24 protein-coding genes and 1 pseudogene are annotated in these 24,899 nt (G+C 70.7%); 13 read left to right on the plus strand and 12 right to left on the minus strand.

Annotated elements, in window-relative coordinates:
* Positions 1-87: 87 nt before the first annotated feature.
* The 4 genes from MT347_RS01990 to MT347_RS02005 form a co-directional block, all read right to left on the minus strand.
* Entirely contained in the window at positions 88-2,094 is a 2,007-nt protein-coding gene (locus MT347_RS01990; RefSeq protein ID WP_243497561.1) for an AarF/ABC1/UbiB kinase family protein, read from the minus strand.
* A gap of 299 nt (positions 2,095-2,393) precedes the next feature.
* A complete protein-coding gene (locus tag MT347_RS01995; protein WP_243497563.1) occupies positions 2,394-2,618 on the minus strand; it encodes a hypothetical protein in 225 nt (74 codons plus the stop codon).
* Between the two features lie 243 nt (positions 2,619-2,861).
* A complete protein-coding gene (locus MT347_RS02000; protein WP_243497564.1) occupies positions 2,862-4,187 on the minus strand; it encodes a UDP-glucose/GDP-mannose dehydrogenase family protein in 1,326 nt (441 codons plus the stop codon).
* 76 nt (positions 4,188-4,263) lie between these two features.
* Positions 4,264-5,811 (minus strand): sugar transferase, encoded by a 1,548-nt coding sequence (locus MT347_RS02005; protein ID WP_243497565.1) that lies wholly within the window; start codon positions 5,809-5,811, stop codon positions 4,264-4,266.
* A gap of 261 nt (positions 5,812-6,072) precedes the next feature.
* Here MT347_RS02005 and MT347_RS02010 point away from each other — a divergent pair, with 261 nt between their 5' ends.
* Positions 6,073-7,149, plus strand: coding sequence for a PIG-L family deacetylase (locus MT347_RS02010; RefSeq protein WP_243497569.1), 1,077 nt, complete (start codon positions 6,073-6,075; stop codon positions 7,147-7,149).
* 57 nt (positions 7,150-7,206) lie between these two features.
* Here the strand turns inward: MT347_RS02010 and MT347_RS02015 are convergent, their stop codons facing one another.
* Positions 7,207-7,734 (minus strand): YbhB/YbcL family Raf kinase inhibitor-like protein, encoded by a 528-nt coding sequence (locus tag MT347_RS02015; RefSeq protein WP_243497571.1) that lies wholly within the window; start codon positions 7,732-7,734, stop codon positions 7,207-7,209.
* Positions 7,735-7,812: 78 nt separating this feature from the next.
* Positions 7,813-8,094 (minus strand): hypothetical protein, encoded by a 282-nt coding sequence (locus tag MT347_RS02020; protein WP_243497573.1) that lies wholly within the window; start codon positions 8,092-8,094, stop codon positions 7,813-7,815.
* 231 nt (positions 8,095-8,325) lie between these two features.
* Between MT347_RS02020 and MT347_RS02025 the strand changes: the two genes are divergently transcribed.
* Positions 8,326-9,396 (plus strand): PIG-L family deacetylase, encoded by a 1,071-nt coding sequence (locus tag MT347_RS02025; RefSeq protein ID WP_243497575.1) that lies wholly within the window; start codon positions 8,326-8,328, stop codon positions 9,394-9,396.
* A gap of 112 nt (positions 9,397-9,508) precedes the next feature.
* On the opposite strand, the gene MT347_RS02030 is transcribed toward MT347_RS02025, so the two are convergent.
* Both MT347_RS02030 and MT347_RS02035 read right to left on the minus strand, forming a co-directional pair.
* On the minus strand, positions 9,509-9,928 hold the full coding sequence (locus tag MT347_RS02030) for an organic hydroperoxide resistance protein (protein ID WP_243497577.1): 420 nt from the start codon (positions 9,926-9,928) through the stop codon (positions 9,509-9,511).
* A gap of 40 nt (positions 9,929-9,968) precedes the next feature.
* A complete protein-coding gene (locus MT347_RS02035; RefSeq protein WP_243497579.1) occupies positions 9,969-10,448 on the minus strand; it encodes a MarR family winged helix-turn-helix transcriptional regulator in 480 nt (159 codons plus the stop codon).
* A 114-nt stretch (positions 10,449-10,562) separates the two neighbouring features.
* Between MT347_RS02035 and MT347_RS02040 the strand changes: the two genes are divergently transcribed.
* Positions 10,563-10,700, plus strand: a complete 138-nt coding sequence (locus tag MT347_RS02040; RefSeq protein ID WP_243497581.1) for a hypothetical protein — start codon at positions 10,563-10,565, stop codon at positions 10,698-10,700.
* A gap of 45 nt (positions 10,701-10,745) precedes the next feature.
* Here the strand turns inward: MT347_RS02040 and MT347_RS02045 are convergent, their stop codons facing one another.
* Positions 10,746-12,038: a hemolysin family protein gene (locus MT347_RS02045; protein WP_243497583.1), complete on the minus strand. Its 1,293-nt coding sequence runs from the start codon at positions 12,036-12,038 to the stop codon at positions 10,746-10,748.
* A 174-nt stretch (positions 12,039-12,212) separates the two neighbouring features.
* Positions 12,213-12,731, minus strand: a complete 519-nt coding sequence (locus tag MT347_RS02050) for a PepSY domain-containing protein (RefSeq protein ID WP_243497586.1) — start codon at positions 12,729-12,731, stop codon at positions 12,213-12,215.
* Positions 12,732-12,891: 160 nt separating this feature from the next.
* On the opposite strand from MT347_RS02050, the gene MT347_RS02055 reads away from it, so the two are divergent.
* From MT347_RS02055 to glmM, 5 genes are all read left to right on the plus strand, one after another.
* Entirely contained in the window at positions 12,892-13,728 is an 837-nt protein-coding gene (locus MT347_RS02055) for an alpha/beta fold hydrolase (RefSeq protein WP_243497595.1), read from the plus strand.
* 202 nt (positions 13,729-13,930) lie between these two features.
* Positions 13,931-14,683, plus strand: a complete 753-nt coding sequence (locus MT347_RS02060; protein ID WP_243497597.1) for a CPBP family intramembrane glutamic endopeptidase — start codon at positions 13,931-13,933, stop codon at positions 14,681-14,683.
* 187 nt (positions 14,684-14,870) lie between these two features.
* On the plus strand, positions 14,871-15,317 hold the full coding sequence (gene rplM, locus MT347_RS02065; RefSeq protein ID WP_243497604.1) for a 50S ribosomal protein L13: 447 nt from the start codon (positions 14,871-14,873) through the stop codon (positions 15,315-15,317).
* A 24-nt stretch (positions 15,318-15,341) separates the two neighbouring features.
* Entirely contained in the window at positions 15,342-15,812 is a 471-nt protein-coding gene (gene rpsI / locus MT347_RS02070; protein ID WP_308194194.1) for a 30S ribosomal protein S9, read from the plus strand.
* A gap of 14 nt (positions 15,813-15,826) precedes the next feature.
* Positions 15,827-17,182, plus strand: coding sequence for a phosphoglucosamine mutase (gene glmM, locus MT347_RS02075; RefSeq protein ID WP_243497605.1), 1,356 nt, complete (start codon positions 15,827-15,829; stop codon positions 17,180-17,182).
* Positions 17,183-17,349: 167 nt separating this feature from the next.
* Here glmM and MT347_RS02080 read toward each other — a convergent pair whose 3' ends face one another.
* Positions 17,350-18,279, minus strand: a complete 930-nt coding sequence (locus tag MT347_RS02080; RefSeq protein ID WP_243497606.1) for a Ppx/GppA phosphatase family protein — start codon at positions 18,277-18,279, stop codon at positions 17,350-17,352.
* Positions 18,280-18,382: 103 nt separating this feature from the next.
* Between MT347_RS02080 and coaA the strand changes: the two genes are divergently transcribed.
* From coaA to tsaE, 5 genes and pseudogenes are all read left to right on the plus strand, one after another.
* The gene (coaA, locus tag MT347_RS02085) at positions 18,383-19,336 is read left to right on the plus strand and encodes a type I pantothenate kinase (RefSeq protein ID WP_243497607.1); all 954 of its coding nucleotides are present in this window, start codon (positions 18,383-18,385) and stop codon (positions 19,334-19,336) included.
* 47 nt (positions 19,337-19,383) lie between these two features.
* Entirely contained in the window at positions 19,384-21,234 is a 1,851-nt protein-coding gene (gene glmS, locus MT347_RS02090; protein ID WP_243497611.1) for a glutamine--fructose-6-phosphate transaminase (isomerizing), read from the plus strand.
* Positions 21,235-21,582: 348 nt separating this feature from the next.
* Positions 21,583-21,933: pseudogene (locus tag MT347_RS02095) on the plus strand (holo-ACP synthase); the annotation flags it as partial.
* Between the two features lie 212 nt (positions 21,934-22,145).
* Positions 22,146-23,267: an alanine racemase gene (gene alr, locus MT347_RS02100; protein WP_243497613.1), complete on the plus strand. Its 1,122-nt coding sequence runs from the start codon at positions 22,146-22,148 to the stop codon at positions 23,265-23,267.
* A complete protein-coding gene (tsaE, locus tag MT347_RS02105; protein WP_243497617.1) occupies positions 23,264-23,767 on the plus strand; it encodes a tRNA (adenosine(37)-N6)-threonylcarbamoyltransferase complex ATPase subunit type 1 TsaE in 504 nt (167 codons plus the stop codon). Before alr ends, tsaE begins: the two co-directional genes overlap by 4 nt.
* Before the next feature lie 39 nt (positions 23,768-23,806).
* Here tsaE and MT347_RS02110 read toward each other — a convergent pair whose 3' ends face one another.
* Positions 23,807-24,832 (minus strand): alpha/beta fold hydrolase, encoded by a 1,026-nt coding sequence (locus MT347_RS02110; RefSeq protein ID WP_243497619.1) that lies wholly within the window; start codon positions 24,830-24,832, stop codon positions 23,807-23,809.
* Between the last annotated feature and the right edge of the window lie 67 nt (positions 24,833-24,899).

The raw sequence follows: 24,899 nt of genomic DNA on the forward strand, positions 1-24,899 counted from the left end.
AGCTCGACGGCGCACGGACAGCCCGCACGCGGAACGCGCGACTCGACGTCGGCGGCATCGGAGGCAGGTCGACCTGTTGATCGCGATTCAGTCGCGACGAGTGAAGGTGCGGCGCACGATCCGCAGCAGCCCGAGGAATCCGAAGAGACCGACGACGGCGCCGAGGACCGCGAAGAGCGTGATCGATCCGCCGAGGACGGGGCCGCCGCCGGCGATCACGAGGACGACGGCGATCACCACCGCGGCGATCGACACGAGTGTGGAGGCGATCTCGCCCGTCACACGCGACAGGATGCCGCTGACGTCGGAGCCGTCCTCTCCCCGGAGCGTGATGCCGATCGACCCCTTCTCGGCGCCGGTCAGAAGGGCGTCTAGTCGGCGTGGGATCTGCTCGAGGCGCGCGAGGGCGATGACGGACTGCGCCTGCAGGTCGGTCGCCATCCTCGAGAGCGACAGAGTGCGCCGCAGGAGCGTGGGCATGAGCGGCAGGGCTCGACCGGCCATGTCGAAGTCGTCCACGAGCACGCGCAGACATCCCTCGAGGGTGGCGAAGCTCCGGAACGCCGACGCCAGCTCGCCCGGCAGCGCGATGCGGTGCTGTCGGATGACGTCGACCATGCGGGTGAAAATCGATCCGTGGCCGGTCGTGCGCAGATGCTCGGTCGTGAGGACGACGCCCACATCGTGGCGGAAGGCGTCGAAATCGAGATCGTCGGGGACGTCGACGATCAGCAGAAGGGCATCGGCTGCGGCGACGTCGTTCTCGCTGAGCGCCGCGAGGAGGAGCGCGGTCAGCTGCTGACGGCGACTGCGTTCGATGATGCCCACGGCGCCGAAGTCGATGAGTCCCAAGGTCCCGTCGGCGCGGAGCAGGACGTTCCCCGGGTGCAGGTCGGCGTGGAAGACGCCATAGACGAGGATCTGCTCGATCACCGTCGACATGAGGACCTGTGCGAGACGGTCGCGCTGCTCGGCATTCAAGGCGGACAGGCGTTCGGCGGAGTCGCTGAGCGCCGTCCCGTCGACGAGCTCCATCGTCAGCACCCGTTGGTGCGAGGCGGCCGGGAACACGCGGGGCGCCGTGACGACGCCGCGTCGTCCGGGTTCGGCTCGGTCGATCTCGTCGAGCGTCGCTCCGATCATCGACGTGTTGCGCGCTTCGATGCGGTAGTCGAGCTCTTCGAGCAGGGTGGCCGTGAAGCCGCGGGCCACGGCCTCCAGCCGCAGGTCACGGCCGACGCGGGTGCGCGCCTCGGCGCGATGGGCGAGTCGGCCGATGATGTCCGCATCCGCCTCGACCTGGGCGCGCGCGGCCGGGCGCTGCACCTTCACGACCACCGGAGTTCCGTCGAGCAGGTGTGCGCGATGGACCTGGGCCACGGACGCGGCCGCGAGCGGCGTGGGCTCGACGTCGGCGAACACCTCGTCGATGGGGGACCCGAGGTCGGCCTCGATGACCTGACGTACCGTCGACCACGGCAGCGTCAGGGCATTCGTCTGCAGGGTCGCGAGAGCGCTGAGGTAGGGCTCGGGGACGAGGTCGCGGCGGGTGGAGAGCACTTGGCCGAGCTTGACGAAGCTGACGCCGGCGTCGTTGATCGTCGCGACGATGGCGTTGGCCCGCTCTTCGGAGGTGCTGAGCTGATCTTCGACACGGGACCGGCCGCCGTGGAACAGCCAGCCCACACCATGCCGCGACGCGATGGTGAGGATTTCCAGATAGCGGCGCGTGCGCTTGCGCTGACGCAACGCCGCACGGATCAGATCGATCGGATTCGGCAGGGGACGGGTGGGGAAGATCGCCTCGCTCGCCACGAGGGCGGCGACTCCGAGGGCGAAGACCCAGGCGAGTGACAGAGCGACCAGACCGATCCACAACCACACCTCTTCGGCGGCGACGGCGTCTCCCGCCTCCCCCAGCCCGGTCTGTCGCAGCGTCCAGGCCGCCGACGGCACGCCCAGGACGAAGACCAGGAGCCCGACCACGATGCTCCGCGGCCAGCCCACCGCTGTGCCGATGATGCGGCGCGCGACGAAGCCGACGAGCACCGCCGAGACGATGGCGGAGATCGAGATGAGGATGCTGGCGACCACGGGGTCAGCGTAGCCGTCCGCGATCAGCCGATGAGGGCCAGTCCGCACCCCGGGCACCGCCACGCGACGGCGCGGCCCGCCTCCCAGGGCTCAGACGTGTGGAGGCACGCCGGACAACGCGGAGCGAAGCCGACGGCGTCGTCGTCGGGATCGCCCGCATCGTCGGTGCCGGGGGATGGGAGCGGAATGGTGCGCATGGGCCTCCTCGGTGTCGCATGCACATCTTTACATGTGCATGCAGCGGGGCTCGAGCGGTATCCACAGGTGACCCGGCGATCGATCGTCGGTCACCGCCCTCCTCAGCGGTGCAGACCGCGCAAGGCCTTCTTCGCGCGCTTCTCCGCGGCCGCCGCGGCCTTCTTGGCCGCCTTGCGGCGGCGTCTGCGAGCACTCGGGTCGTTCCACAGGCGCACCACCTGATGACCGACGGACTCCCGGTTCTTCACCTGGACCCTCGGCGTGCGGGTGCCCACCGCGTAAGCGATCAACGCGACGGCGCCGATCAGGATGATCTTGTTGCGCATGGCATCCTCCGTTCGGACGAGATGATCCGGCTCGCACGTCCCCTGATCGGGGCGGCGGAAGGGCTCGTCATCAACAAGACGTGTCGACGCGGCCATTCGTCACGCCGGTCCCCGATCCCTCTGCGCTGACGAACCGCCGGAGCCGGGGATCGCCCAGGTGAGGAGAGGGGGCGCCCGAGTCATGCGCTCCCCCGCAGGACGCCCCGACCCAACGGCCGGGGCGTCCTCGCGGGGAGGGGCGGATCAGGGGCGACCCATGCCGTAGTAGGTCCAGCCGGCGGCGCGCCAGGCGACGGGATCGAGGCAGTTGCGTCCGTCCACGACGACGCGCCCGCGAGCCAACGAGGCCGCGTGCTCGGGGGAGAGCTCGCGACGGTACTCGTCCCACTCCGTGACGACGATGACGGCGTCGGCGTCGCGCAGAGTCGCGTCGAGGTCCTCCTCGTAGGTCAGCTGCGGGTGGAGGCGGCGCGCGTTCGCGATCGCTGCGGGGTCCGTCAGCGTGACGTGCGCCCCCAGACCGTGCAACCGCACAGCCACGTCGAGAGCGGGGGAATCGCGGATGTCGTCGCTGTGCGGCTTGAAGGCGGCGCCGAGCACGGCGATCTTCTTCTCGAACGCGCTGCCACCGAGCGCCTGCGTGGTGAGCTCGACGGCGCGGTCGCGCCGGCGCAGGTTGATGGCGTCGATCTCGCGGAGGAAGGCGACCGACTCGCCGCGGCCGAGTTCTTCGGCGCGGGCCGAGAAGGCGCGGATGTCCTTCGGGAGGCAGCCACCGCCGAAACCGATCCCCGCGCCCAGGAAGCGTCGCCCGATGCGGGCGTCGTGTCCGATGGCGTCGGCCAGCGTCGTGACGTCGGCGCCGGTGACCTCGGCGATCTCGGCGATCGCGTTGATGAAACTGATCTTGGTCGCCAGGAACGCGTTGGCCGAGACCTTCACGAGCTCGGCGGTGGCGTAGTCGGTGACGATGAAGGGCGTGCCCTTGGCGATCGACGGGTGGTAGATCTCGCGCAGCACCTGGGCCGTCCGCTCGCCCTCGGCGGTCGGGGCACCGTCCTCGGTGGGCACACCCGCCACGAGGCGGTCGGGGTCGATGGTGTCCTGCACCGCCCAGCCCTCGCGCAGGAACTCGGGGTTCCACACCAGGGTGGCGCCGCGCTCGGACACGCGCGGAGCGAGGCGGGCCGCGGTGCCGACGGGGACCGTCGACTTTCCGGCGACGATGTCGCCCTCGCTGAGATAGGGGAGGAGGCCGTCGATGGCGGCATCCACGTAGGTCAGGTCGGCGGCGTGCCCGCCGGCCTGCTGAGGCGTGCCGACGCCGACGAAGTGCACCTTCGCCCCCTGCGCGGCCGAGGTGTCGGTGGTGAACGACAAACGGCCCGACGCGATGCCCTCGGCGAGGATCTCCTGGAGACCGGGTTCGAAGAAGGGCGCCTCGCCCTTCGACAGCGCAGCGATCTTGCGCTCGTCGACGTCGATGCCGACGACCTCGTGACCGATGGATGCCATGGCCGCGGCGTGCACGGCCCCCAGGTAGCCGCAACCAACTACAGACAGACGCAAGATGAAAGCCTTTCGGAGGGGTGACGCCCCGAACCGGCGGTGCCGGCGAGCGGGGGTGGGACGGATTGAGAGTGTGTCACGCGGCGGTCTCACCCGGAGCCAAAGCGGCCCGGGCGGTCCTGCCGAGGATGGCGAAGTCGCCGAGCAGGGTCCAGTTCTCCACGTACGACAGGTCGAGTCGAACCGACTCCTCCCACGACAGCGACGAGCGTCCGCTGACCTGCCAGAGACCCGTGATGCCCGGCTTGGCGAGGAATCGACGGTGGACGTGGTCGGCGTAGACGGCGACCTCCGACGGGAGCGGGGGACGCGGGCCCACCAGCGACATCGATCCGCCGATCACGTTGAACAGCTGGGGGAGTTCGTCGAGGCTGTACTTGCGCATGACGCGTCCGATGGGCGTCACGCGCGGGTCGTTCTTCATCTTGAACAAGACCTCGTTGCCGGAGTCGCGCTGCTGTTCGGCGAGCTGGGCGAGCAGCTCCTCGGCATTGACGACCATTGAGCGGAACTTGATCATCGTGAACTCGTGACCGCGGAAACCCACACGCGTCTGCCGGAAGAAGATCGGTCCGTCGCTCGAGAGGCGCACCGAGAGCATGAGGAAGACCAGCAGAGGGCTCAGCAGCACGACGCCGACCGTCGCCGCGATGAGGTCGACGGTGCGCTTGAGGAAGCTCTGACCACGGGAGAACTTCGGAGTCTCGACGTGGATGAGGGGAAGGCCCGCGACCGGACGCGTGTGCAGACGGGGACCGGCGATGTCGACGATGCTCGGCGCCAGCACGAGGTGCTGACGGCCGGCCTCCAGGCTCCAGGAGATCTCCTTGACCTTGTCGGCGGGCAGGTCGTCGGCGCTCGTGACCGCGACGGTGTCGGCGCCCGTGACGTCGAGGGCTCGGGTGACGTCCCCGACATGGCCCATGACAGGGATGTCGGTGCCGGGGATGACGTCGGCGATCTTGCCGTTCGGGACGCAGGCGCCGACGACGCGATACCCCGCGCTGGGCATGCGTGCGAACTCATGGGCCAGATGCGTGACCGAGCCGAGGGATCCGACGAGAAGGACGCTCGCCGAATACAGGCCTTTCGAGCGCTGGACGATCAGCCACTGTCGCCAGATCCACCGGGTGAAGAGGAGGACGACGATACCCAGCGGCAGACTGATGAGGAGGTAGCCGCGAGCCACGTCGATCTGTGTGAGGAAGGCGATGATCGCCACGGTTCCGAAGAGGCGGAAGCTGGCATCGGCGATGCGGACGTACTCGGCCGACCCGGTGCCGATGACGCGATCACTCCGTGACTCGACGAACGCCAGAGCCCACATCCAGGTGACGACGAGGATGGCGGAGAACGCCCAGTACGACAGGTCGCTGATCCGACCGTCGTGACGTGCGGCGAGCTGGGCGTTACCCAGGCCGAACCACAGCAGCTGCGTGCCGTAGACGACCCAGAGGAGCGAGGCGAGGTCGGTGATGACCAGGTTGCGGCGATAAGTACGACGCCAGGGATTGCGGGGGTGCATCGGGTCGGAGCGCGCAGCGGAGAGTGGTACCCCGGACGTCCGGGCGATCGCCGATTGCGACTCCGCTGCTGCCTCGCTACCCCGAAGGTCGACTGCCACGACTTCTGCCTCCCCCCGATCGACCTGCGTCGATCCCACCTCGCGAACAATAACAGGCGAATGTCACCTGGAAATTCACCCGTCGGAGGTCTTCATACGCCCGAAACGTGAACGGGTGGCACGGGATTCGCGGCGACCGTCGACGCATTCGCTGCCCCGGGTGGCCATCCCCTACACTCGGGCGCGCGCCGGTCGGGCACGGCTGCCGCGGAATCCCGCGTCGCGGGAGAGCATCCCGCCCCGTCCGTGAAAGGGACCTCGATGTCACGCGCGCCCTTCGGGACGCGGCGGTCCCGCCGCCGTCGCCGGTCAGCGGGCCTCTTCGCGGCGGTCGCCGTCGCCGCGGTCGTCGTGGCGGCAGTCGCCGGCGTATTCGGGTTCGCCCTCCTGCGTCCGGCTGTCTCGTCGACGGCACCCCCGGCTTCGCCGACGCCGTCGTGGTCGGCGGCCGCCACCGAGAAGCCCTCGCCGACGCCTCGGACGACCGCAGCTCCGGCGCCGACCCCGTCGGTCGCCGCGAGCTGCGACGGGACGGCGACGCTCGTGAGTGTCTGGGCGCACCCCGACGACGACATCATCTTCGCCAACCCCACCATCTCCGACGCGATCGCCGCCGGGGAGTGCGTGCGGACGGTTTTCCTGACCGCCGGCGACGCGGGGAAGGGCCTCGGGTACGTCGAGGCGCGCGAACTCGGCATCCTGCGCGCCTACAACGACATGCGCGGGACCGAGGGCCTCTGGGACACCGCGGACGTCGTGCTGGAGAGCGGCGTCCACGTGCGTCGACTGACACCCCACGGTAATCCGCGTATCTCGGTGCTCTTCTTCCGCCTCCCCGACGGCAACATCACCGGCGGCGGTTTCGCCTCCACCGGGTTCGCGACCCTGGGCCGGTTGCTCGACGGTCAGCTCTCCGCCCTCTCGCCGATCGACGGTGGCGTCTCCGTGTCGCGGGACCAGGTGCTCGCATCCGTTCGAGACCTCGCTCGAGAGTTCGCCCCCGAACGCCTCTTCACCCACATCCCGCGAGGCAGCTCCTTCGCACCGGGTGACCACCCCGACCATTCCGTCGTCGGCAGCATCGTGCGCGACGCGCTCTCGGGCGATCCGGCCATCGCTCCTGGCATCCGCTACGTCGTGGGGTATCCGTCGGAGACGCTGCCGCGGAACCTCGACGGGCCGGTCCTGGATGCCAAGGTCGACACGTACCGCATCTATGCGCAAGAGGACGAGGTGATCCGCTGCGCGGACCGCGCTTCGTGTCTCGGGACGCGGAAGTTCGGCGAGTGGCTGCGTCGGTCGTACCCGAAGACCGAGGCGGAGCTGAACCTCGGCTGACCATGATCGGCGCTCGTCGGGGGTCTTCTCGACGACCCCAGCGTCGTGCCGCCCCCCTCAGTGCCGATAGGTGCCGTGGATGACGGCGCGGCCGAGGGTGGCGAAGGCGAGGGCGAAGGACGCCGCCGCGGGGCTGGCATCGGGTTCGAGGCCGAGCGTGGGTTCGCCGACGGCGTGCACCACGAAGAAATACCGGTGCGGCTGGTCGTCCCGCGGGGGAGCGGCGCCGAGGAACCCGGCCACGCCGCCGTCGTTGCGCAGGTGGAACGCCCCCGACGGCAGTGTCGCGGACGCGGCTCCCGTGGGCAGTTCCCGAGCGTCGGCGGGAAGGTCGACCAGGACCCAGTGCCAGAAGCCGCTCGGCGTGGGGGCGTCGGGGTCGAAGCAGGTGACGGCGAAGGACTTGGTCCCCTCGGGGACGTTCGACCAGCGCAGATGCGGCGAGGTGTCGCCCTTGTCGGCCACCTGTGCGTCATCGAGCGGCTGGCCGTCGACGATGTCGTCGCTGGCGACGTCGAACGCGGCCACGGCCGGGAGGAGCGGATACGGATCAGGTGACTGCGGGCGGGTGAGATCGGCGACCATGCACGGCACGATAGAGCGGCGATCCGAACGGGCGGCAGGGCTTGTCCACCCTGCGTCGGGGGGATAAGGATGCCGCGCTCAGGGCACGAGAGCGAGTAACGCGCGGGCGGCGCCGCGGCATCCATCGGGGGCGGGGATGCCGTAATCCACCTCGACCACGGACCGGAGGTCACCGGCGAGCTGATCGAGAGTCGGTTGCGCCGAGAGGGCCTCGAGGATGGGCAGGATCAGGTCGTCGTACTCATCGTCGGGCCAGCCGTGGCCGATGTGGTGGACGCCGATCGGATCCCACTCGTTGAGCACCCCGCGGACGCGGAGGGCGACGGGCGACAGTGACCGTGGCGGTGAGGAGATCTGCATAGGGCGAGTGTCGCGATCGACCTTAGGTGCCCGCTGAGGATCACCGATGCGTGGGGTGCGGACCGCGACGCCGCCGCCGCCACCCGCTGGATGATCGGTTCAGCCGGCGCTCACGGCACGGTGCGGTGTGTTCGGGGGAGTCGCGTCGAGCGCGATAGCGTCGAGGGGCGCCCACGGGCGCGACGTACCCGAAATCCGTCGCCGGGGGGCGCATCACAGGACGGAGTCGCCGTGAGTGACATCGACGAGCCTTCACCCGGCGACGGCGCGGAGGAGGAGCGTCCGCCGAAGCGGCATTCCCTCGTCGGCCGCCGCGCTCTGGTGTTCGGGGGGATCGCCGTGGGAGGCCTCGCCGTGCTGGGGGGAGGGGCTCTGGTGTATCGCGACATCCGACGGTCAGCCGGGCCGGAGGGTGCGTGGGTGGAACTCGATCCGATCGTCGCCGTCCCGAGCAGGGCGCCGGGCGAGACGTCGCCGGCGTTCGAGGAGCCGGGGACGGACACCACCGTCGCGGTGTGGGCGCACGCCGACGACGACATCATCTTCGCCAACCCGCACCTCGCCGGCGTGATCGCATCGGGCGCCACCCTGCGGACGGTCTTCGTCACGGCCGGTGACGCGGGGCGCGGCCTCGATTATGCGCAACAGCGCGAGGCCGGCATCCGCGGAGCGTACGACGTGATGCGCGGGAGTACCTCCGCGTGGGAGACGCGAGAGCTCACCCTGCTGAGCGGCGCACGCGTGACGCGGTTCGTCCCCGTCGACGACCCGCGCCTGTCGATCACCGTGTTGCGCCTGCCGGACGGCAACCTCAGCGCCAAGGGATTTCCCGGCACGGGGGATGCCGGATTGACCCAGCTCATCAACGGGAGCGTCCCCGCCCTCCGCCCCATCGACGGCGGGCCGCCGATCGACCCGAACCGTCTGGCCGCGACCGTCGCCGAGCTGATCCACGCCGGACGCCCGGACCACGTCACCACCAACATCCCGCACGAGAGCGCGTTCGCGCGGGGTGATCACCCCGATCACGCCTGTGTCGGCTCCCTGGTGCGAGCGGTCGCGCCCGCCGCCGGGGTGGGAGCCGAGGCCGTCACGTACTACGTCGGTTACCCGTCGCAGCACCAGCCCGTCAACGTCGAGGGTGAGGACCTTGACGCCAAGGTGGCCGTCTATCAGACGTACGCCGCGCAGGATCCCGTGGTCACCTGCGACAGTGCGTCCGCCTGCCTCGCGCAGCCGGGATTCGGTCAGTGGCTTCGCCGTTCGTATGCGAAGACCGAGGACGAGCTGCAGGTGAGCTGACCCTCGCGAACACGCGTCGACGCCGCCTGCGGGGCAGACGGCGTCGACACCATGAGAGCCGGGACAGGGCGCGATACGTGGGCTCAGCGCCCCGCCCCGGTGTCGGGGGAGGTCAGTCCTCGGAGACCGTGACAGTGACCTCGATGTTGCCGCGCGTCGCGTTGGAGTACGGGCACACCTGGTGGGCCTCGTCGGCGAGCTGCTGAGCGAGCTCCGCTTCGACGCCCGGGAGCACGACCTCGAGCAGCACGGCGAGCTGGTAGCCGCCCTGGCCGTTGGATCCGATCTGTACGCGTCCGCCGACCGAGGAGTCCTCGAGAGTGACCTTGTGGCCGCGGGCGACCGCGTGCAGTGCGCCGTGGAAGCAGGCGGCGTAGCCGGCGGCGAAGAGCTGCTCGGGATTGGTGCCCTGACCGGAGCCGCCCATCTCCTTCGGGGGAGCGACCTCCAGATCGATGTAGCTGCCCGCGGTGACGTGGCCGGTGCGGCCGTGGCCGCTCGAGACGGCTTCGGCGGTGTAGAGGGCTTCCATGTGTGTGTCCTTTCGAAGGGGCGGTGGGGAGTGGTCGCGCTCACGCCGGGGGGCGAGGGGCGTCGACGGAGGCGAGCACCGTGTCGGGATGGTCGCGGAGGTCTTTCATGGCGACGGTGAGTCGGTGCAGCGCATCGATGAGGTCGCGCGCACTCTCAGCGTCGGTGAAGCCGGCGCCGGCGGCCATGCACCGGGGGACGTGCGCGAGTTCTTCGCGCAGCGCCGCGCCGCGCGCGGTGAGCGCGATGGTGACGACGCGTTCGTCGTCGGTTCGACGAGAGCGGGTGACATGACCGGCCGCCTCCATGCGGGCGAGCATGGGCGACAGGGTGCCGGAATCCAGCTGCAGGACCTCGCCCAGGCTCTTCACCGTCTGCTCGCCGTCGGCCCACAGTGTCACCAGGGCGATGTATTGCGGGTACGTGAGGTCGAACGGCTCGAGCAGGGCGCGATAGGCCTGGGTGGTCGTGCGATTGGCCGCGTAGAGCGCGAAGCAGACGAGAGCGTCGACGGCAGGCATGGAAAAGAGCATTGCACACAACTAAGTTGTGCACAACCGATTTTCGGGAAAGACCCCGGCGACCGGATGTCAAGCCCTCCCGCGACGCGCGCGACCCGCGTGAACATGGGCCGCATGATCAGCCGAAGCGACGCGGGCTCCACGGCACCCTCGACCTTCTCCCTCGAGGGTGACCGGGATCTTTTCGCCATCAACGGGCACCACTTCGAGTTGGATGGCGCCGTCGCCCCGCTCGGCGGCGCATCCGCCTGAGGCGCCGCCACGTCCCGCCGACGGGGCATGCGCCCTGCTCGCGGGTCAGGCGACGGACGAGGGGGCGGCTTCGTCCACCGGATGCCGTGTCACCAGCAGCTCGGCGACGCGACGACGCTCCACGGCACGTACCTGCAGGGTCGCACCGTCGACCTCCACGGTGTCGCCCACCTTCGCGAGGCGGCCGAGCCGCTCCACGACGAAGCCGCCGACCGTGTCGGCGGCGCCACGCGGCACCGTCACACCGGTCGCCTCCTCGAAGTCCTGCAGGTTGAGTCGTCCTTCGACGACGCCGTGCTCGCCCTCGGCGAGGGGCTGTTCCGCGTCCGTGTCGTACTCGTCGAAGATCTCGCCGACGACTTCCTCGACGAGGTCCTCGAGGGTGACGATGCCGTCGGTCCCGCCGTACTCGTCGACGACCACCGCGATGTGACTCCCGTCGGCGCGCATCGCGGTGAGGGTCGGCAGCACCCGCGCGGTGGAGGGGATGTACCGGATCTCCCGCATCACGGCGCTCAGCGGACGGGCGGTGTCATCGGACACGTCGCGCACGTGCACGAATCCGACGACGTCGTCGATCGACTGCTCCGCCACCGGGTAGCGCGAGTACGGAAGATCGCGCACCGTCTCCCTCGCCTCGGCGATGGTGCCCCCGGCATCCAGGGTCACCACTTCGGGGCGAGGGCGCATGACCTCGCTCACGTGGCGGTCGCGCAACGACAGCACGTCGTCGAGGATGCGCCGCTCGTCGGCGGGAAGACCCTCGTGGCTGGAGACGATGTCGCGGAGCTCCTCGTCGGTGAGCTCCTCGCCGGTCTTGTCCGGGTCGCCGCCGAGCCGGCGCACAAGCACATTCGTCGAGATCGACAACAGCCAGATCACCGGCCGCATGAGCTTCGCGAACCCGTTCAACACCGGGGCGACGGCGTAGGCGAACGCCGCGTTGCGCTGGATCGCGAGGCGCTTGGGCACGAGTTCGCCCAGCACGAGCGACAGGTAGGCGATCACCAGCGTCAGCGCGATCGTCGCCACGGTGCTCGCCGTCGCCGGCTCCATGCCCAGGTTCTCGAACAGCGGGGCGACCGAGGGGGCGATGGACGATGCGCCATAGGCGGCGGAGGCGAAGCCGGCGACCGTCACGCCGATCTGCACGGCGGAGAGGAACGTGTTGGGATTGCGTGCCAGGTCGGCGACCTTCTGTCCGCGCTTCCCGCGGGCGGCCAGGGCGTTGACCTGGCTCTCTCGCAGGGTGACCAGGGCCATCTCGGTCGCCGCGAACACTCCGCCGATGAGCACGAAGGCGACCACGAGAGCGATGTTGAGCGCGAGGTCGTTCATCGGCCGGTCACTCCCGACCGGGGAGAGGGGGCGCCCGGGGTCACCCGGGCGCTCGGACTGTGACCGTCGGAGTCGCAGGTGTGTCTCATGGCGCGAGTGTAATGAGGACCGCGCGCCCGCCCGCGGTCGGCCGGGAGGGGTTGCGTGCGGTCGCAGGCTCTGGCACCGGGTGCGTCAGAGGACCGCCCCGTCGGCGGCGGAGATGCGCACCGTCGTGCCGCTGATCATCTCCGCTTCCCAGGCCCACGTGTCGTCTTCACGGTCGAGTTGCACGTCGTCGAGGCGCTCGCGGCCGGGGTTCTGCGCCGTCGCGATCCGCACGGCGTCCGCCAGCGTCGTCACGGCCGCGTCGAGGGCAGCCCGCTCGTCGGCGTCGATGCCGTCGTCGTCGCGCGAGGACTGCACGCCCGTCCCGTCCGGGGCGACGCGCACCTCCACTTCGCGATCGCCCACCGCGACGTGCACCTCCCACGTGTCGTCGTCACCCCGCTCCAGTTCGAAGGCGCGGCCACCGGCCGTGGCCTCGGCGGTGTTGATCGCGGCGACGGCCGTCCTGCCGTCGTCGCCCCCGGCCGCGGACGGGGCGGCCCCGCCGGACGCGGATCCGCCGCCGGATGCGGGAGTGCAGGCGCTGAGTGTCAGTGCGCCGACGACGGCGAGCAGGGCGATGCCGGGGGTGCGGGTCGTAGTCATGCGGGCAGGCTAGCGAGGGCGGGCGGGCGTTCCGGAGCCGTTGCATCCGCGCCGCGGCTGTGCGTCGCTCGGGGAGGACCGCGTCGACCGGAGGTACCAACTCGAGACGCTCGCGTCAAGCAGGGGCTCGCGTTCAGGTGCGCCGCGAACGATGGCGCCCATGAGCGAGATCACCGCACACCACGGACTTCTGACCGACATCGATCTGCACGTCGACGACACCGGCGGAGCCGGTCGTCCCGTCGTCCTCATCCACGGCTGGCCCCTCTCGGGCGAGTCCTGGGCGCACCAGGTCCCCGCGATCGAGGCGGCCGGCTACCGCGTCGTCACGTACGACCGTCGAGGCTTCGGTCGCAGCGACAAGCCGCGCTCCGGGTATGACTACGACACCTTCTCCAACGACCTCCAGGCCGTTCTCGAGGCGCTCGACCTGCGCGACGCGACCCTCGTGGGCTTCTCGATGGGCGGTGGCGAGGTTGCCCGCTACCTCACCCGGTACGGCGCCGACCGCATCCACAGCGTCGTGTTCGCCTCCGCCGTGCCCCCGTACCTGGCGAAGACCGAGGACAACCCCGAGGGCCCGCTCGACGATGCCACCGCCGACGGCATGAAGCAGGGGCTGAAGGACGACGAGAAGGCGTTCTACCACCAGTTCACGACCGACTTCTTCTCGGTCAACGGCACTCTCGCCGTCTCGGAGGCCGACCGCGCCGAGGCGGAGCGCCTGGCGAACCAGGCCGACCACCACGCGGCCCTGAGGTCGATGGAGGCCTTCGCCACCACCGATTTCCGCGAGGACCTTCCGAACGTCACCGTGCCCGCCCTCGTCATCCACGGCGACAGCGACGCGACCGTGCCCTTCGAAGGATCGGGGAAGCGCACGCACGAGGCGATCGCGGGCAGCGAGCTGCACGTGGTCGCCGGGGCGCCCCACGGCGTGAACGTCAGCCACGCCGACGAATTCAACCGGGCGTTGATCGACTTCCTCCAGCGCTGAGCCGCCCCGACCGCGTCCTCACCCTCGCCCGCACCCGCGGTGGATGCGTCCGAACGGGAGATGCCCTGTCGCCCTCCGGCGGCGGGGCATCGTCGCGCCGGGGCCACGCTCGACGGGGCGGGGGTGAGCGCGGGGGTGAAGCCTGAAGCCGTCGCGCCCCCTCGGGCCGATGGCGGTGGACCGGCGTCCTACCCTGGCGGGCATGTCTGCGCTCGACACCCCTCGCGCCGCCCGTCGGGGTCGTCGCCATCGCCGTCGATGGCGTGAGGGGGGATCGAGCACCGCCCGGTGGGACCTCGAGATGCTCGGGTGGGCCGTGTGCGCGGTCGGAGCCGGAGCTCTCGGGGCGCATGTCGCACCGGTCGTGTTCCCCGTGGAGACCGCCGCCGGTGGCGCGCAGGGGATCATCTGGTCGTCGATGGCCGTTCCCGTGGCCGTTGCCTTCGCGCGTTCGCGACCGCGCGGTCTGCTGCGATTCCGCGCCGTCGACGTCGCGTACGGCGTCGTCTTCGGGGTGCTTCTGCGTCTCGTCCAGGGCTCGGTCGCACGGATCGGCGTCGGGGCGGCCCCGTGGCCGTCGACGTTCTCGAACGACGGGGGGTTGCCGCCGTCGTTCGCGTTCGAGGCGGTCGCCGGATCGATCGTGACCCCGACGCTGGAGGAGCTCCTCTTGCGCGGGGTCGTCCTGGTCAGCGTCTTCACGATCCTCCGCCGCGGGGTGGGCAGCATCGCCGCGGGGGTCGCCGCGGTCGCGATCTCCACTGTGCTCTTCCTCGCCGCGCACGAGCTGGCTGCGCCGCGCGACGTCTCGGAGCTGGTGGCCCTCACGCTGCTCGGCATCGTGGCGGGCTCATTCGTGATCGGCACGGGCCGTATCTGGCCGGCGGTCGCCGTGCACGTGGTCTTCAATGCGAGCGGCTTCGCCCTCGTCGCCGTCGGCACGCTGCTGGCCTGAAGGCCGGCCGCGTTTGGTTGCGGCATCCGGATGACGTAGTCTTGCTCTTTGGTGCCCGCCTCTCTGCGAGCGGGTTGCCCGAACGTGAGCCCTCCACCGGCCCTGGTTGCCCCGTCATCGACGAAGCAACGGACCACCGGAGCGGGATTCACGAACTTCTCCGTTCGATCAAGAAAGCAGCACTACTGTGACGCGCACTTTCACCCCCAAGGCCGCTGAGGTCACGCGCGAGTGGGTCGTTATCGACGCCACCGACGTCGTCCTCGGCCGTCTGGCCTCTCACGCGGCGGTCCTCCTCCGCGGCAAGCACAAGGCCACCTTCGCCAACCACATCGACTCCGGCGACTTCGTCATCGTGATCAACGCCGAAAAGGTGGCGCTCACGGGTCAGAAGCTCCAGAAGAAGAAGGCCTACCGCCACTCGGGTTACCCGGGCGGCCTCAAGTCCATCACCTACGAGGAACTCCTCGAGAAGAACCCCGTCCGCGCGGTCGAGAAGGCCATCCGCGGCATGCTGCCCAAGAACAGCCTCGGCGCGGCGCAGCTCAAGAAGCTCAAGGTCTACCGCGGCGCCGAGCACCCCCACGGTGCCCAGCAGCCCGCGGCATACACCTTCGACCAGGTCGCCCAGTAAGCGCCGCCGGATAAGGACGAAACAGTGTCGAACATCGACCCCAGCAACTACAGCACCGAGACGCCGGCCGAGCAGTCGGCCGTGGCCGCCGAGCGCCCCGTGCTCTCGGTTCCCGGCGCAGCCGTCGGCCGTCGCAAGCAGGCCATCGCCCGCGTGCGCCTCATCCCCGGCTCGGGCACGATCACGGTCAACGGCCGCGCGATCGAGGACTACTTCCCGAACAAGCTGCACCAGCAGCTGATCAACGACCCGTTCACGGTGCTCGAGCTCGCGGGCTCGTACGACGTGATCGCGCGGATCTCCGGTGGCGGTCCCTCGGGCCAGGCCGGTGCGCTGCGTCTCGGCATCGCCCGTTCGCTGAACGGCATCGACGAAGAGAACAACCGCCCCACCCTGAAGAAGGCCGGCTTCCTCTCGCGCGACGCTCGCGTCAAGGAGCGCAAGAAGGCCGGTCTCAAGAAGGCCCGTAAGGCGCCTCAGTACTCCAAGCGCTGAGTTCGACGCTCCGGATGCCTCTCTTTGGCACGGACGGGGTGCGGGGGCTGGCCAACGGCCTCCTCACCGCCGAACTCGCGCTGCACCTGGCCCAGGCGACTGCTGTCGTCCTGGGCCAGGGCCGTTCGGCGGAGGCGCGGAAGGCCGAAGGCCGCCGCCTCACCGCCGTCGTCGCGCGCGACCCGCGCGTCTCCGGGGAGTTCCTCGCGTCCGCGGTCGCCGCGGGCCTGGCCTCGTCCGGCGTCGACGTGCTCGACGCCGGGGTCATCCCCACCCCCGCCTTGGCGTTCCTCATCGCCGACCACGACGCCGACTTCGGCGTGATGGTCTCGGCGTCGCACAACCCCGCTCCCGACAACGGGATCAAGATCTTCGCGAGCGGCGGCACCAAGCTCCCTGACGAGGTCGAGCAACGCATCGAGGCCGCGCTCGAGGGCGAGCGCCTGCAGCCCACCGGCGCGGGAGTCGGACGCATCCGTCGCTTCGCCGACGCCGAGGACCGCTACGTCCTGCACCTGCTGGGCTCGCTGCCCCATCGCCTCGACGGCATCCACGTCGTGCTCGACTGCGCCCACGGCGCGGCCGCCGGTGTATCGCCCGAGACCTTCAAGGACGCCGGCGCAACGGTCACGGTCATCGGCGCCGAGCCCGACGGGCTCAACATCAACGACGGCGTGGGCTCGACGCACCTCGACGTGCTCGCCGAGGCCGTCGTGCGCCTCGGAGCCGACGTCGGCATCGCCCACGACGGCGACGCCGACCGGTGCCTCGCCGTCGACGCGCAGGGCGACGTCGTGGACGGCGACCAGATCATGGCGATCCTCGCGGTGGCGATGAAGGAGCGCGGCGCGCTCGCCGACGACACCCTCGTCGCCACGGTCATGAGCAACCTCGGGCTGCACCGCGCGATGGCCGAGCACGGCATCCGTGTCCTGCAGACCGGTGTCGGCGACCGCTACGTGCTCGAGGCCATGAACGAGGGCGGGTACTCCCTCGGCGGCGAGCAGTCGGGTCACGTCATCATGAGCGAGTTCGCCACCACCGGCGACGGCCTTCTGACGGGCCTGCACATCGTGGCGGAGATGGCACGCCAGGGGAAGACCCTCGCCGAGCTCGCGTCGCTCATGACGGTGTACCCGCAGGTCCTCGTCAACGTGCGCGGCGTCGACCGCGACGGTGTGGCCGACGAGGGAGTGCAGGAGGCGGTGGCCGCCTCGATCGCCGAGCTCGGCGACTCGGGCCGGGTGCTGCTTCGCGCGTCGGGTACCGAGCCGCTCGTGCGCGTGATGGTGGAGGCGGCCACGGAAGAGGTCGCCCGCACCCACGCGGACCGGTTGGCCGAGGTCGTGCGGACGCGTCTGGCGCTCTAGGGTCCGGTCCCTTCGACAGGCTCAGGGACCTCCGCGGGGGTGTAGCTCGCGGACCTGCGCGGGAGGTGGTTCAGGGGCCCGCCTCGGGGACCTGGGCGGGAGGCGGTTCAGGGGCCCGCGGGAGGGGGCTCGGGGACCTGGGCGGGAGGCGGCTGAGCCGGCCGGCCTCAGTACTCGAGCGACTCGATGTAGCGCAGCAGGACGCCCTCTCGAAGTGCCCACGGGGACACCTCGAGCTCCTCGACACCGAGCGCCTTCATCGCCCGCTCCACCACGACCGCCGCGGCCACGATCTGGAAGGTGCGGTCGGCGGTGATCCCCGGCAGCGCCTCGCGCGCGTCGGCGGGGATGCGGGCCAGGCGCGGAATCCAGTCCTTCAGCTCGCGGCGCGGCAGCACCATGCGGTCGATGCCCGACCACCCCGGCACGGGGTAACCCGCGAGCTTGGCGAGGGAGCGGATCGCCTTCGACGACCCGACCACGTGGTCGGGTCGCGGGAGCGCGGCGAAGCGCTCCGCCACCGGTGCCAGGACCGACATGGCGTGCTGGCGCAGCGCGTCGATCTCCTCGTCGCTGGGCGGATCGTGGGGGAGGAACCGCACGGTCGATCGGCCCGCGCCCAGCGGCACGGACTCGGCGAGATCGGGCAGCTCGTCCGCTCCGCCGGCGATCTCGAGGGAGCCGCCGCCGATGTCGAACAGCAGGATCTGCCCCGCCGACCACCCGAACCACCGCCGGACGGCGAGATAGGTGAATCGCGCCTCGGTCTCCCCGCCGAGCACCTGCAGGGGTTGGCCGAGGACGTCCTCGATCTGCGCGATGACGGCCTCGCCGTTGGTCGCCTCGCGGACGGCCGAGGTCGCGGTGGCGAGGAGCTCGTCGACCCCTTCGGCCCGGGCGCGTTCGCACGCGGCGGTCACGGCATCCACGAGTCCTCTCACTCCTTCGGGAGAGATGGATCCGTCGGGCTGGAGGTAGCGCATGAGTCGCAGTACCGACCGGTGGGAGGTGGTGGCCGTCGGCCGTCCCCCCGCGCGGGCATTGGCGACGAGCAGGTGGACGGTGTTCGAACCGATGTCGAGGACTCCCAAGCGCACGCTCCGAGCGTAGTGGTGCGATATCCCGTCGCTCACCGCCGGGGCACGGCATCCCGCCCCGGCGCACGCCGTCGGAGTGAGGGCGCGCCGGTAGCATGGGCGGGTGTCCGCCGCCGAGACCGCTGCTCCCGCGCCGTCGCTGAGCCCCTACCGTCAGATCGATCGAGACGACTGGTCACGCCTGGCCGGTGGTCTCGAGCAACCGCTCACCGAGAACGAGATCGTTCAGCTGCGCGGGATCGGCGATCGCCTCGATCCCCGCGAGGTCGCCGAGGTGTACCTGCCGCTCAGTCGACTGCTGAGCCTGTACGCCCGCGCCACCCGCCGGTTGGGCGCCGACACGAGCGGGTTCCTCGGCGAACCGGATGCCACGACCCCCTTCGTCATCGGGGTCGCCGGATCCGTCGCGGTCGGCAAGTCCACGATCGCCCGTCTGCTGCGAGAACTGATGAGCCGGTGGCCCGACACCCCGCGGGTCGAGCTGGTGACCACGGACGGCTTCCTCTACCCGAACGCCGAGCTCGAGCGTCGGGGACTCATGGACCGGAAAGGTTTTCCCGAGTCGTACGACCGGCGAGCGCTCGTGCAGTTCCTGAGCGAAGTGAAGTCCGGCGCGGAGGAGGCGAGGGCGCCGTTCTACTCGCACGTGCGGTACGACATCATTCCCGATGCCCACGTGAGCGTGCACCGGCCCGACGTCGTCATCGTCGAGGGGCTGAACGTGCTGCAGCCGCCACCCTTCCCCAACGAGGTCGCCGTCAGCGACCTGTTCGACTTCTCGATCTACGTCGACGCCGACGCTGCGCACATCGAGAAGTGGTACGTGGACCGCTTCCTCGCCCTGCGCGACAACGCGTTCTCGAACCCCACCTCGTTCTTCCGCGTGTTCGCCGACATCAGCGACGACGAGGCGGTCGAACGCGCCCTCGGTTACTGGCGCGAGATCAACCTCCCCAACCTCGAAGAGAACGTGCTGCCCACGCGGCACCGCGCGAAGCTCGTGCTGCAGAAGGGCGCCGACCATACGGTCGAGTCGGTGCTGCTGCGCAAGCTCTAGGTTCCGCCGCAGGGTTCGCCGGGCCGTCGCCCGTAGACTTGACCCCCATGTGCGGAATCATCGGTTACGTGGGTCCTCGGCAGAGCCAGGACATCCTCCTCGCGGGCCTCTCACGACTCGAGTACCGGGGGTACGACTCCGCCGGCATCGCCGTGATCGACGGCGAGGGCACCCTCGACATGCGCAAGCGCGCGGGCAAGCTGGCGGTGCTCCGTGATGACCTCGAGGCGTCGCCCATGCCGAACGGCACCACGGGCATCGGCCACACGCGCTGGGCCACGCACGGCGGGCCGACGGATGCCAACGCGCACCCGCACCTCGCCGACGACGACAAGCTCGCCGTCATCCACAACGGCATCATCGAGAACTTCGCCGAGCTCAAGAGCGAGATGGTCGGCGAGGGCTTCGCTTTCCGCAGCGAGACCGACACCGAGGTCGCCGCCGTGATGATCGGCCGCGAGTACGCCCGCACCAAGGATCTGGTGCAGGCGTTCCGTTCGGTCGTCTCGCGCCTCGAAGGGGCATACACGCTCCTCGCCATGCACGAGGACCACCCGGGCCTCGTCGTCGGCGCACGCCGCAACTCGCCGCTAGTCATCGGCCTCGGCGAGGGCGAGAACTTCCTCGGCTCCGACGTCGCCGCCTTCGTGGAGCACACCCGCAATGCCCTCGCCATCGGGCAGGACGAGATCGTCGCGATCACCCCCGACGGCGTCGAGGTGACCGATTTCTCGGGAGCGCCGGTCGAGGTCGAGGCATTCGAGGTCACCTGGGATGCTTCGGCGGCCGAAAAGGGCGGCTGGTCGTCGTTCATGGCCAAAGAGGTCTCGGAAGAGCCCGAGGCCGTCGCCAACACGTTGCGCGGTCGCATCCACGAGGGTCGTGTCGAGATCCCCGAGCTCGAGGGGCTCGACGACTTCCTCGTCGACATCGACCGCATCATCGTCATCGCCTGCGGAACCGCCGCCTACGCGGGAATGGTCGGCAAGTACGCGCTCGAGACGTGGACCCGCGTCCCCGTCGACGTCGAGCTGGCGCACGAGTTCCGCTACCGCGACCCGGTGCTCTCCGAGCGCACGCTCGTGGTGTCGATCAGCCAGTCGGGCGAGACCATGGACACGCTCATGGCCGTGAAGTACGCGCGATCCCGTGGAGCGAAGACGCTCTCGATCTGCAACACCCAGGGCGCGACGATCCCGCGCGAGTCGGACGCCATCGTCTACACCCACGCCGGTCCCGAGGTCGCCGTGGCCTCCACCAAGGCGTTCGTCGCGCAGATCACCGCGCTCTACCTGCTGGCCTTGCACGTCGGTCGCATTCGCGGAGCCATCGACCCGGTCGTCGCCGTCGAAGCGGTCACCGAGCTCGAGGCCGTGCCCGGCAAGATCGCCCGCGTGCTCGAGACCGAGCAGGCACGCATCGAGCAGCTCGCGCACTGGATGGCTGACACCCGGTCCGTGCTCTTCCTCGGGCGGAACGTCGGCTACCCGATCGCCCTCGAGGGGGCGCTCAAGCTCAAGGAGCTGGCCTACATCCACGCCGAGGGCTTCGCCGCCGGCGAGCTCAAGCACGGGCCCATTGCGCTCATCGAGCCCGGCCAGCCCGTTTTCGTCGTCGTGCCGTCGCCGCGCGGCTCGGGCGAGATGCACAAGAAGGTCGTGTCCAACATCGAGGAGATCCGCGCGCGCGGTGCCCGCGTGATCGCCATCGCCGAGGAGGGCGACGTCGCCGTGCTGCCCGCCGCCGACGAGGTGCTGCGCATCCCGCTGGCCGCGCCCCTGTTCGAGCCGCTGCTGGCCGTCGTGCCGCTGCACATCTTCGCGATGGGTCTGGCGGAGGCCAAGGGCCTCGACGTCGACCAGCCGCGCAACCTCGCGAAGTCGGTGACGGTGGAGTAGACCCGTCGTCTTCAGAGGGCCGGATGCCATGGCATCCGGCCCTCCGTCGTTCCCGGGGAGCGGGTACGTGGGGCTCGGCGCGGGGGCGGCGGCCCGGAGCCGGTGCGGGTCCCGGGAGCTGAGCCCGTGATCTTGGGGAGAGGATCCCGAGCTGGGCGACACGACGCAGGAGATCTGCGCACGGGGGAGCTCGGCGTCGCGCCGTGGCGACCGATGACGGGCAACCTTCCTGCGTTGTGCTCGGGCGGCGGCTCGAAAGGCCCCGGAATCTGCGTCGGGCGGCAGGAACGGCGGCCCGATGTCGGCGGGCACCGGCAGAATGGGGAGGATGCCAGGAAGGGAGGGCGCATGATCGTCGGAATAGGCGTCGACGTGGTCGACGTACCGCGGTTCGCCGCGACCCTGGCGCGCACTCCGCGGCTGCTCCCGCGCCTGTTCGCTCCGGCCGAGCGCGTGCTCAAACCCCGCTCGCTCGCCGCACGGTACGCGGCGAAAGAGGCGCTGATCAAGGCCCTCGGCGGATCCGACGGGGTGCACTGGATCGACATCGAGGTCGCCTCCGAACCGTCGGGGCGTCCCACCTTCGCTCTGACCGGTCAGACCGCCGCCACCATCGCCGGTCGGGGGATCACCACCCTGCACCTGTCGATGTCGCACGACGCGGGACTCGCGACGGCGTACGTCATCGCCGAGGCGGCATCCGCCGTGCCCGGCGTGGCGGCGCGGCAGGCAGTGCCCGCTGCACCCGATGCGGCGGGGGAACCCTCAGCGTGGGCCGTGCCCGACGCGGCGGCGGAGTCCTCGGCATCCGCCGTGCCCGACGTGGCGGCGCGGCAGGCAGCGCCCGCTGCAGCCGATACGGCGGCCGAGCCCTCGGCACCCGCCCCCGACACCGCCCGAGAGGACACCGCATGAGGATGCCGCGGGGAGTGCTGCGCGAAGCGCTGATCGACGTCGAAGCGATCGCCGAGAACGTGAGTCACCTGAGAAAGCTCACCGGGTCGCAGGTCATCGCGGTCGTGAAGGCCGAGGGATACGGTCACGGCGCGCTGCGCGCTGCTCTCGCGGCGCTCGAAGGCGGTGCGACGCGTATCGGCGTCTCCGACATCGACGAGGCGCTGGCGCTGCGGCGCGCGGGCCTGCGCGCTCCGCTGTTCGCGTGGCTGCACGCGCCGGGGGCCTCGTTCGCCGAGGCCGTGCGGCACGACATCGAGCTCGGCATCTCCGACCTCGACCAGTTGCAGCGCGCCGGAGAGGCGTTCACGAGCGGGCGACCGGCGAGCGTCCACCTGAAGATCGAGACGGGACTGTCGCGTAACGGCGTCGCCCCCGATCAGTGGCGCACGGTGTTCTCAGAGGCGGCGCGGCTCGAACGCATCGGGCGCCTGCGGGTGATCGGGATCTTCTCGCATCTGTCGAACACCAGTCTCGACGACGACCGCGCAGCCCTCGCCCGGTTCGACGAGGGGGTGGCGCTCGCCGCGGCCTCGGGGCTGAACCCGCCCTTGCGTCACATCGCGGCGACGAATGCGGCGATCACCCTTCCCGAAGCGCGGCTGGGCTGCGTGCGCATCGGCATCGGCCTGTACGGCGTCTCGCCCCTGGCCGACCGCACCCCGGCCGACCTGGGCCTGCGCCCGGCCATGACGCTGCGCGGTGCGGTGGCAGCGGTGCGGCGCGTTCCCGCCGGCACCGGGGTGTCGTACGGCTACGACTACCGCACCGAGCGCGACACGACTCTCGTGCTCGTGCCGTTGGGGTACGCCGACGGCGTTCCCCGCCAGGCGTCCGGCCGCGGACCGGTGTCGATCGGCGGGCACCGTTTCACCGTCGCCGGTCGCATCGCGATGGACCAGTTCGTGGTCGACGTCGGCGACCACCCGGTCGCGGTGGGCGACGAGGTCGTGCTGTTCGGCGATCCGACCCTGGGCGTGCCGTCGGCCCGCGAGTGGGCGGATGCCGCCGACACGATCGACTACGAGATCGTCACCCGCGTGGGCGCCCGCGTTCCCCGACGGGAGGTCGAGGCGTGAGCGTCCCCGACGAGCTGCTGGGCACGCGCGAGATCGCGGAGCCCTCCGACATGCACGAGCTGGGTCGCGAGATCGGCCGCGCTCTGGCGCCCGGTGACGTCGTCGTGCTCACCGGGGCCCTCGGCGCCGGCAAGACGACCCTGACGCGCGGGATCGGCGACGGTCTCGGCATCCGCGGCCCCGTTCAGAGCCCGACCTTCGTGATCGCCCGAACCCATCCCTCGCTCGTCGGCGGAGTGCCCCTCGTGCACGTCGACGCTTACCGCTTGGGTGCGGCGGTCGAGCTCGACGACCTCGACATCGACGTGTCCGGTTCGGCCGTGATCGTCGAGTGGGGGCGCGGCGTCGCCGAGTATCTGGCCGACACCTGGTGGGAGATCGAGATCGACCGCCACCTCGGCGGCCGCGGTGTCGACAACGCCTGCGGCGAGATCGCCGTGCACACCGTCGAACTCGACGTCGACGCCCCGAGGAGGGTGACGATTTCGCGTCGCCCCTGACACGCGACTCGGGCCGGGCGGCAGGACGCGTCGCCGTGATCAGTGACGACGCGTCGCTCCCCGCGGTGCGGAGAGCCGCCCCTCGGGCGCCACCGCGCTCGCACGTACCCGCTCCGCCGCGTTCGCGCCCGCACGCACTCGCGCCGGCGCGCGGTCGACCGCCCAGACGTCGCGCCGCGCCGGCGCGCGGTCGACCGCCCAGACGTCGCGCAACGCCCGCAGTGTCTCATCGGGCTGCTCGACGTGCGCGAAGTGCCCGCTGCCCTCGAGCACGACGTCCTGGTGGTCGTCGATCATCCGCGACCAGGCTCGGGGGTCGGTCGCGGCGACGAAGACGTCGTGACGGCCGCGCACCGAGCGGACCGGGCACGCAATCCGACGCCAGACGCCGTCGTCGTGCGTGCGCGAGATCCGCGCGGCGGCGAGGAAGGCCGAGGGGCGGATGTCGGTCGCGAGAGCGTCGGTCACCGAACGGTCGATCCGGTCGGGATGCCGGAACAGCGGCCGCGCGAGGAACCGGAGCATCCCCGACCGGGCCAGTGAGCGCAGGAGCGGAGCCGCGAGCGGTCCCAGCGCCCGCAGCATCCGCATCGCCACCACCATGCCGGCGAGCCAGGGGAGTCGCATCGTGCCCGCAACCGGACGGCGGATCACCGCTCGGGCGCCCGCGCCGCTGGGCGACACCACGCCGACGGCGACGGTCTCGTCGCGGAAGCGCGCGGCGATGTCGAGGGCGACCACGCCGCCGAGCGAGTGTCCGACCACGCGCCACCGCGGATACCCGAGGGCTCGGGCGACCGCGGCGACCGCGACGGCGAGCTCCGCCGGGTCGGGGACGGGACCGGGAGTGTCGCCCCACCCCGGAAGATCGACGGCGATCACGTCCGTGAGGCGCACACCGGAGGGCGACGAGAGCATCGGCGCCCACGTCGTCCACGACCCCGCCGCGCCGTGCAGCAGCAGCGTCGCGACGGGGCTCCCCGAACCGCGGCCCGCGCGCACGACGAGGGGTCCGACACCCGTGGGGACGACGAGGCGTCGCAGGCCGAGCTCGGTGGCATCCATGTTCGTTCTTCGGAGCCGAGGGCTCGCACGGATGCCGGGGTGATGCGCGGATGCCGTGTCGGAGGGG

The organism is Microbacterium sp. VKM Ac-2923 (assembly GCF_022815605.1).
Lineage (GTDB): Bacteria > Actinomycetota > Actinomycetes > Actinomycetales > Microbacteriaceae > Microbacterium.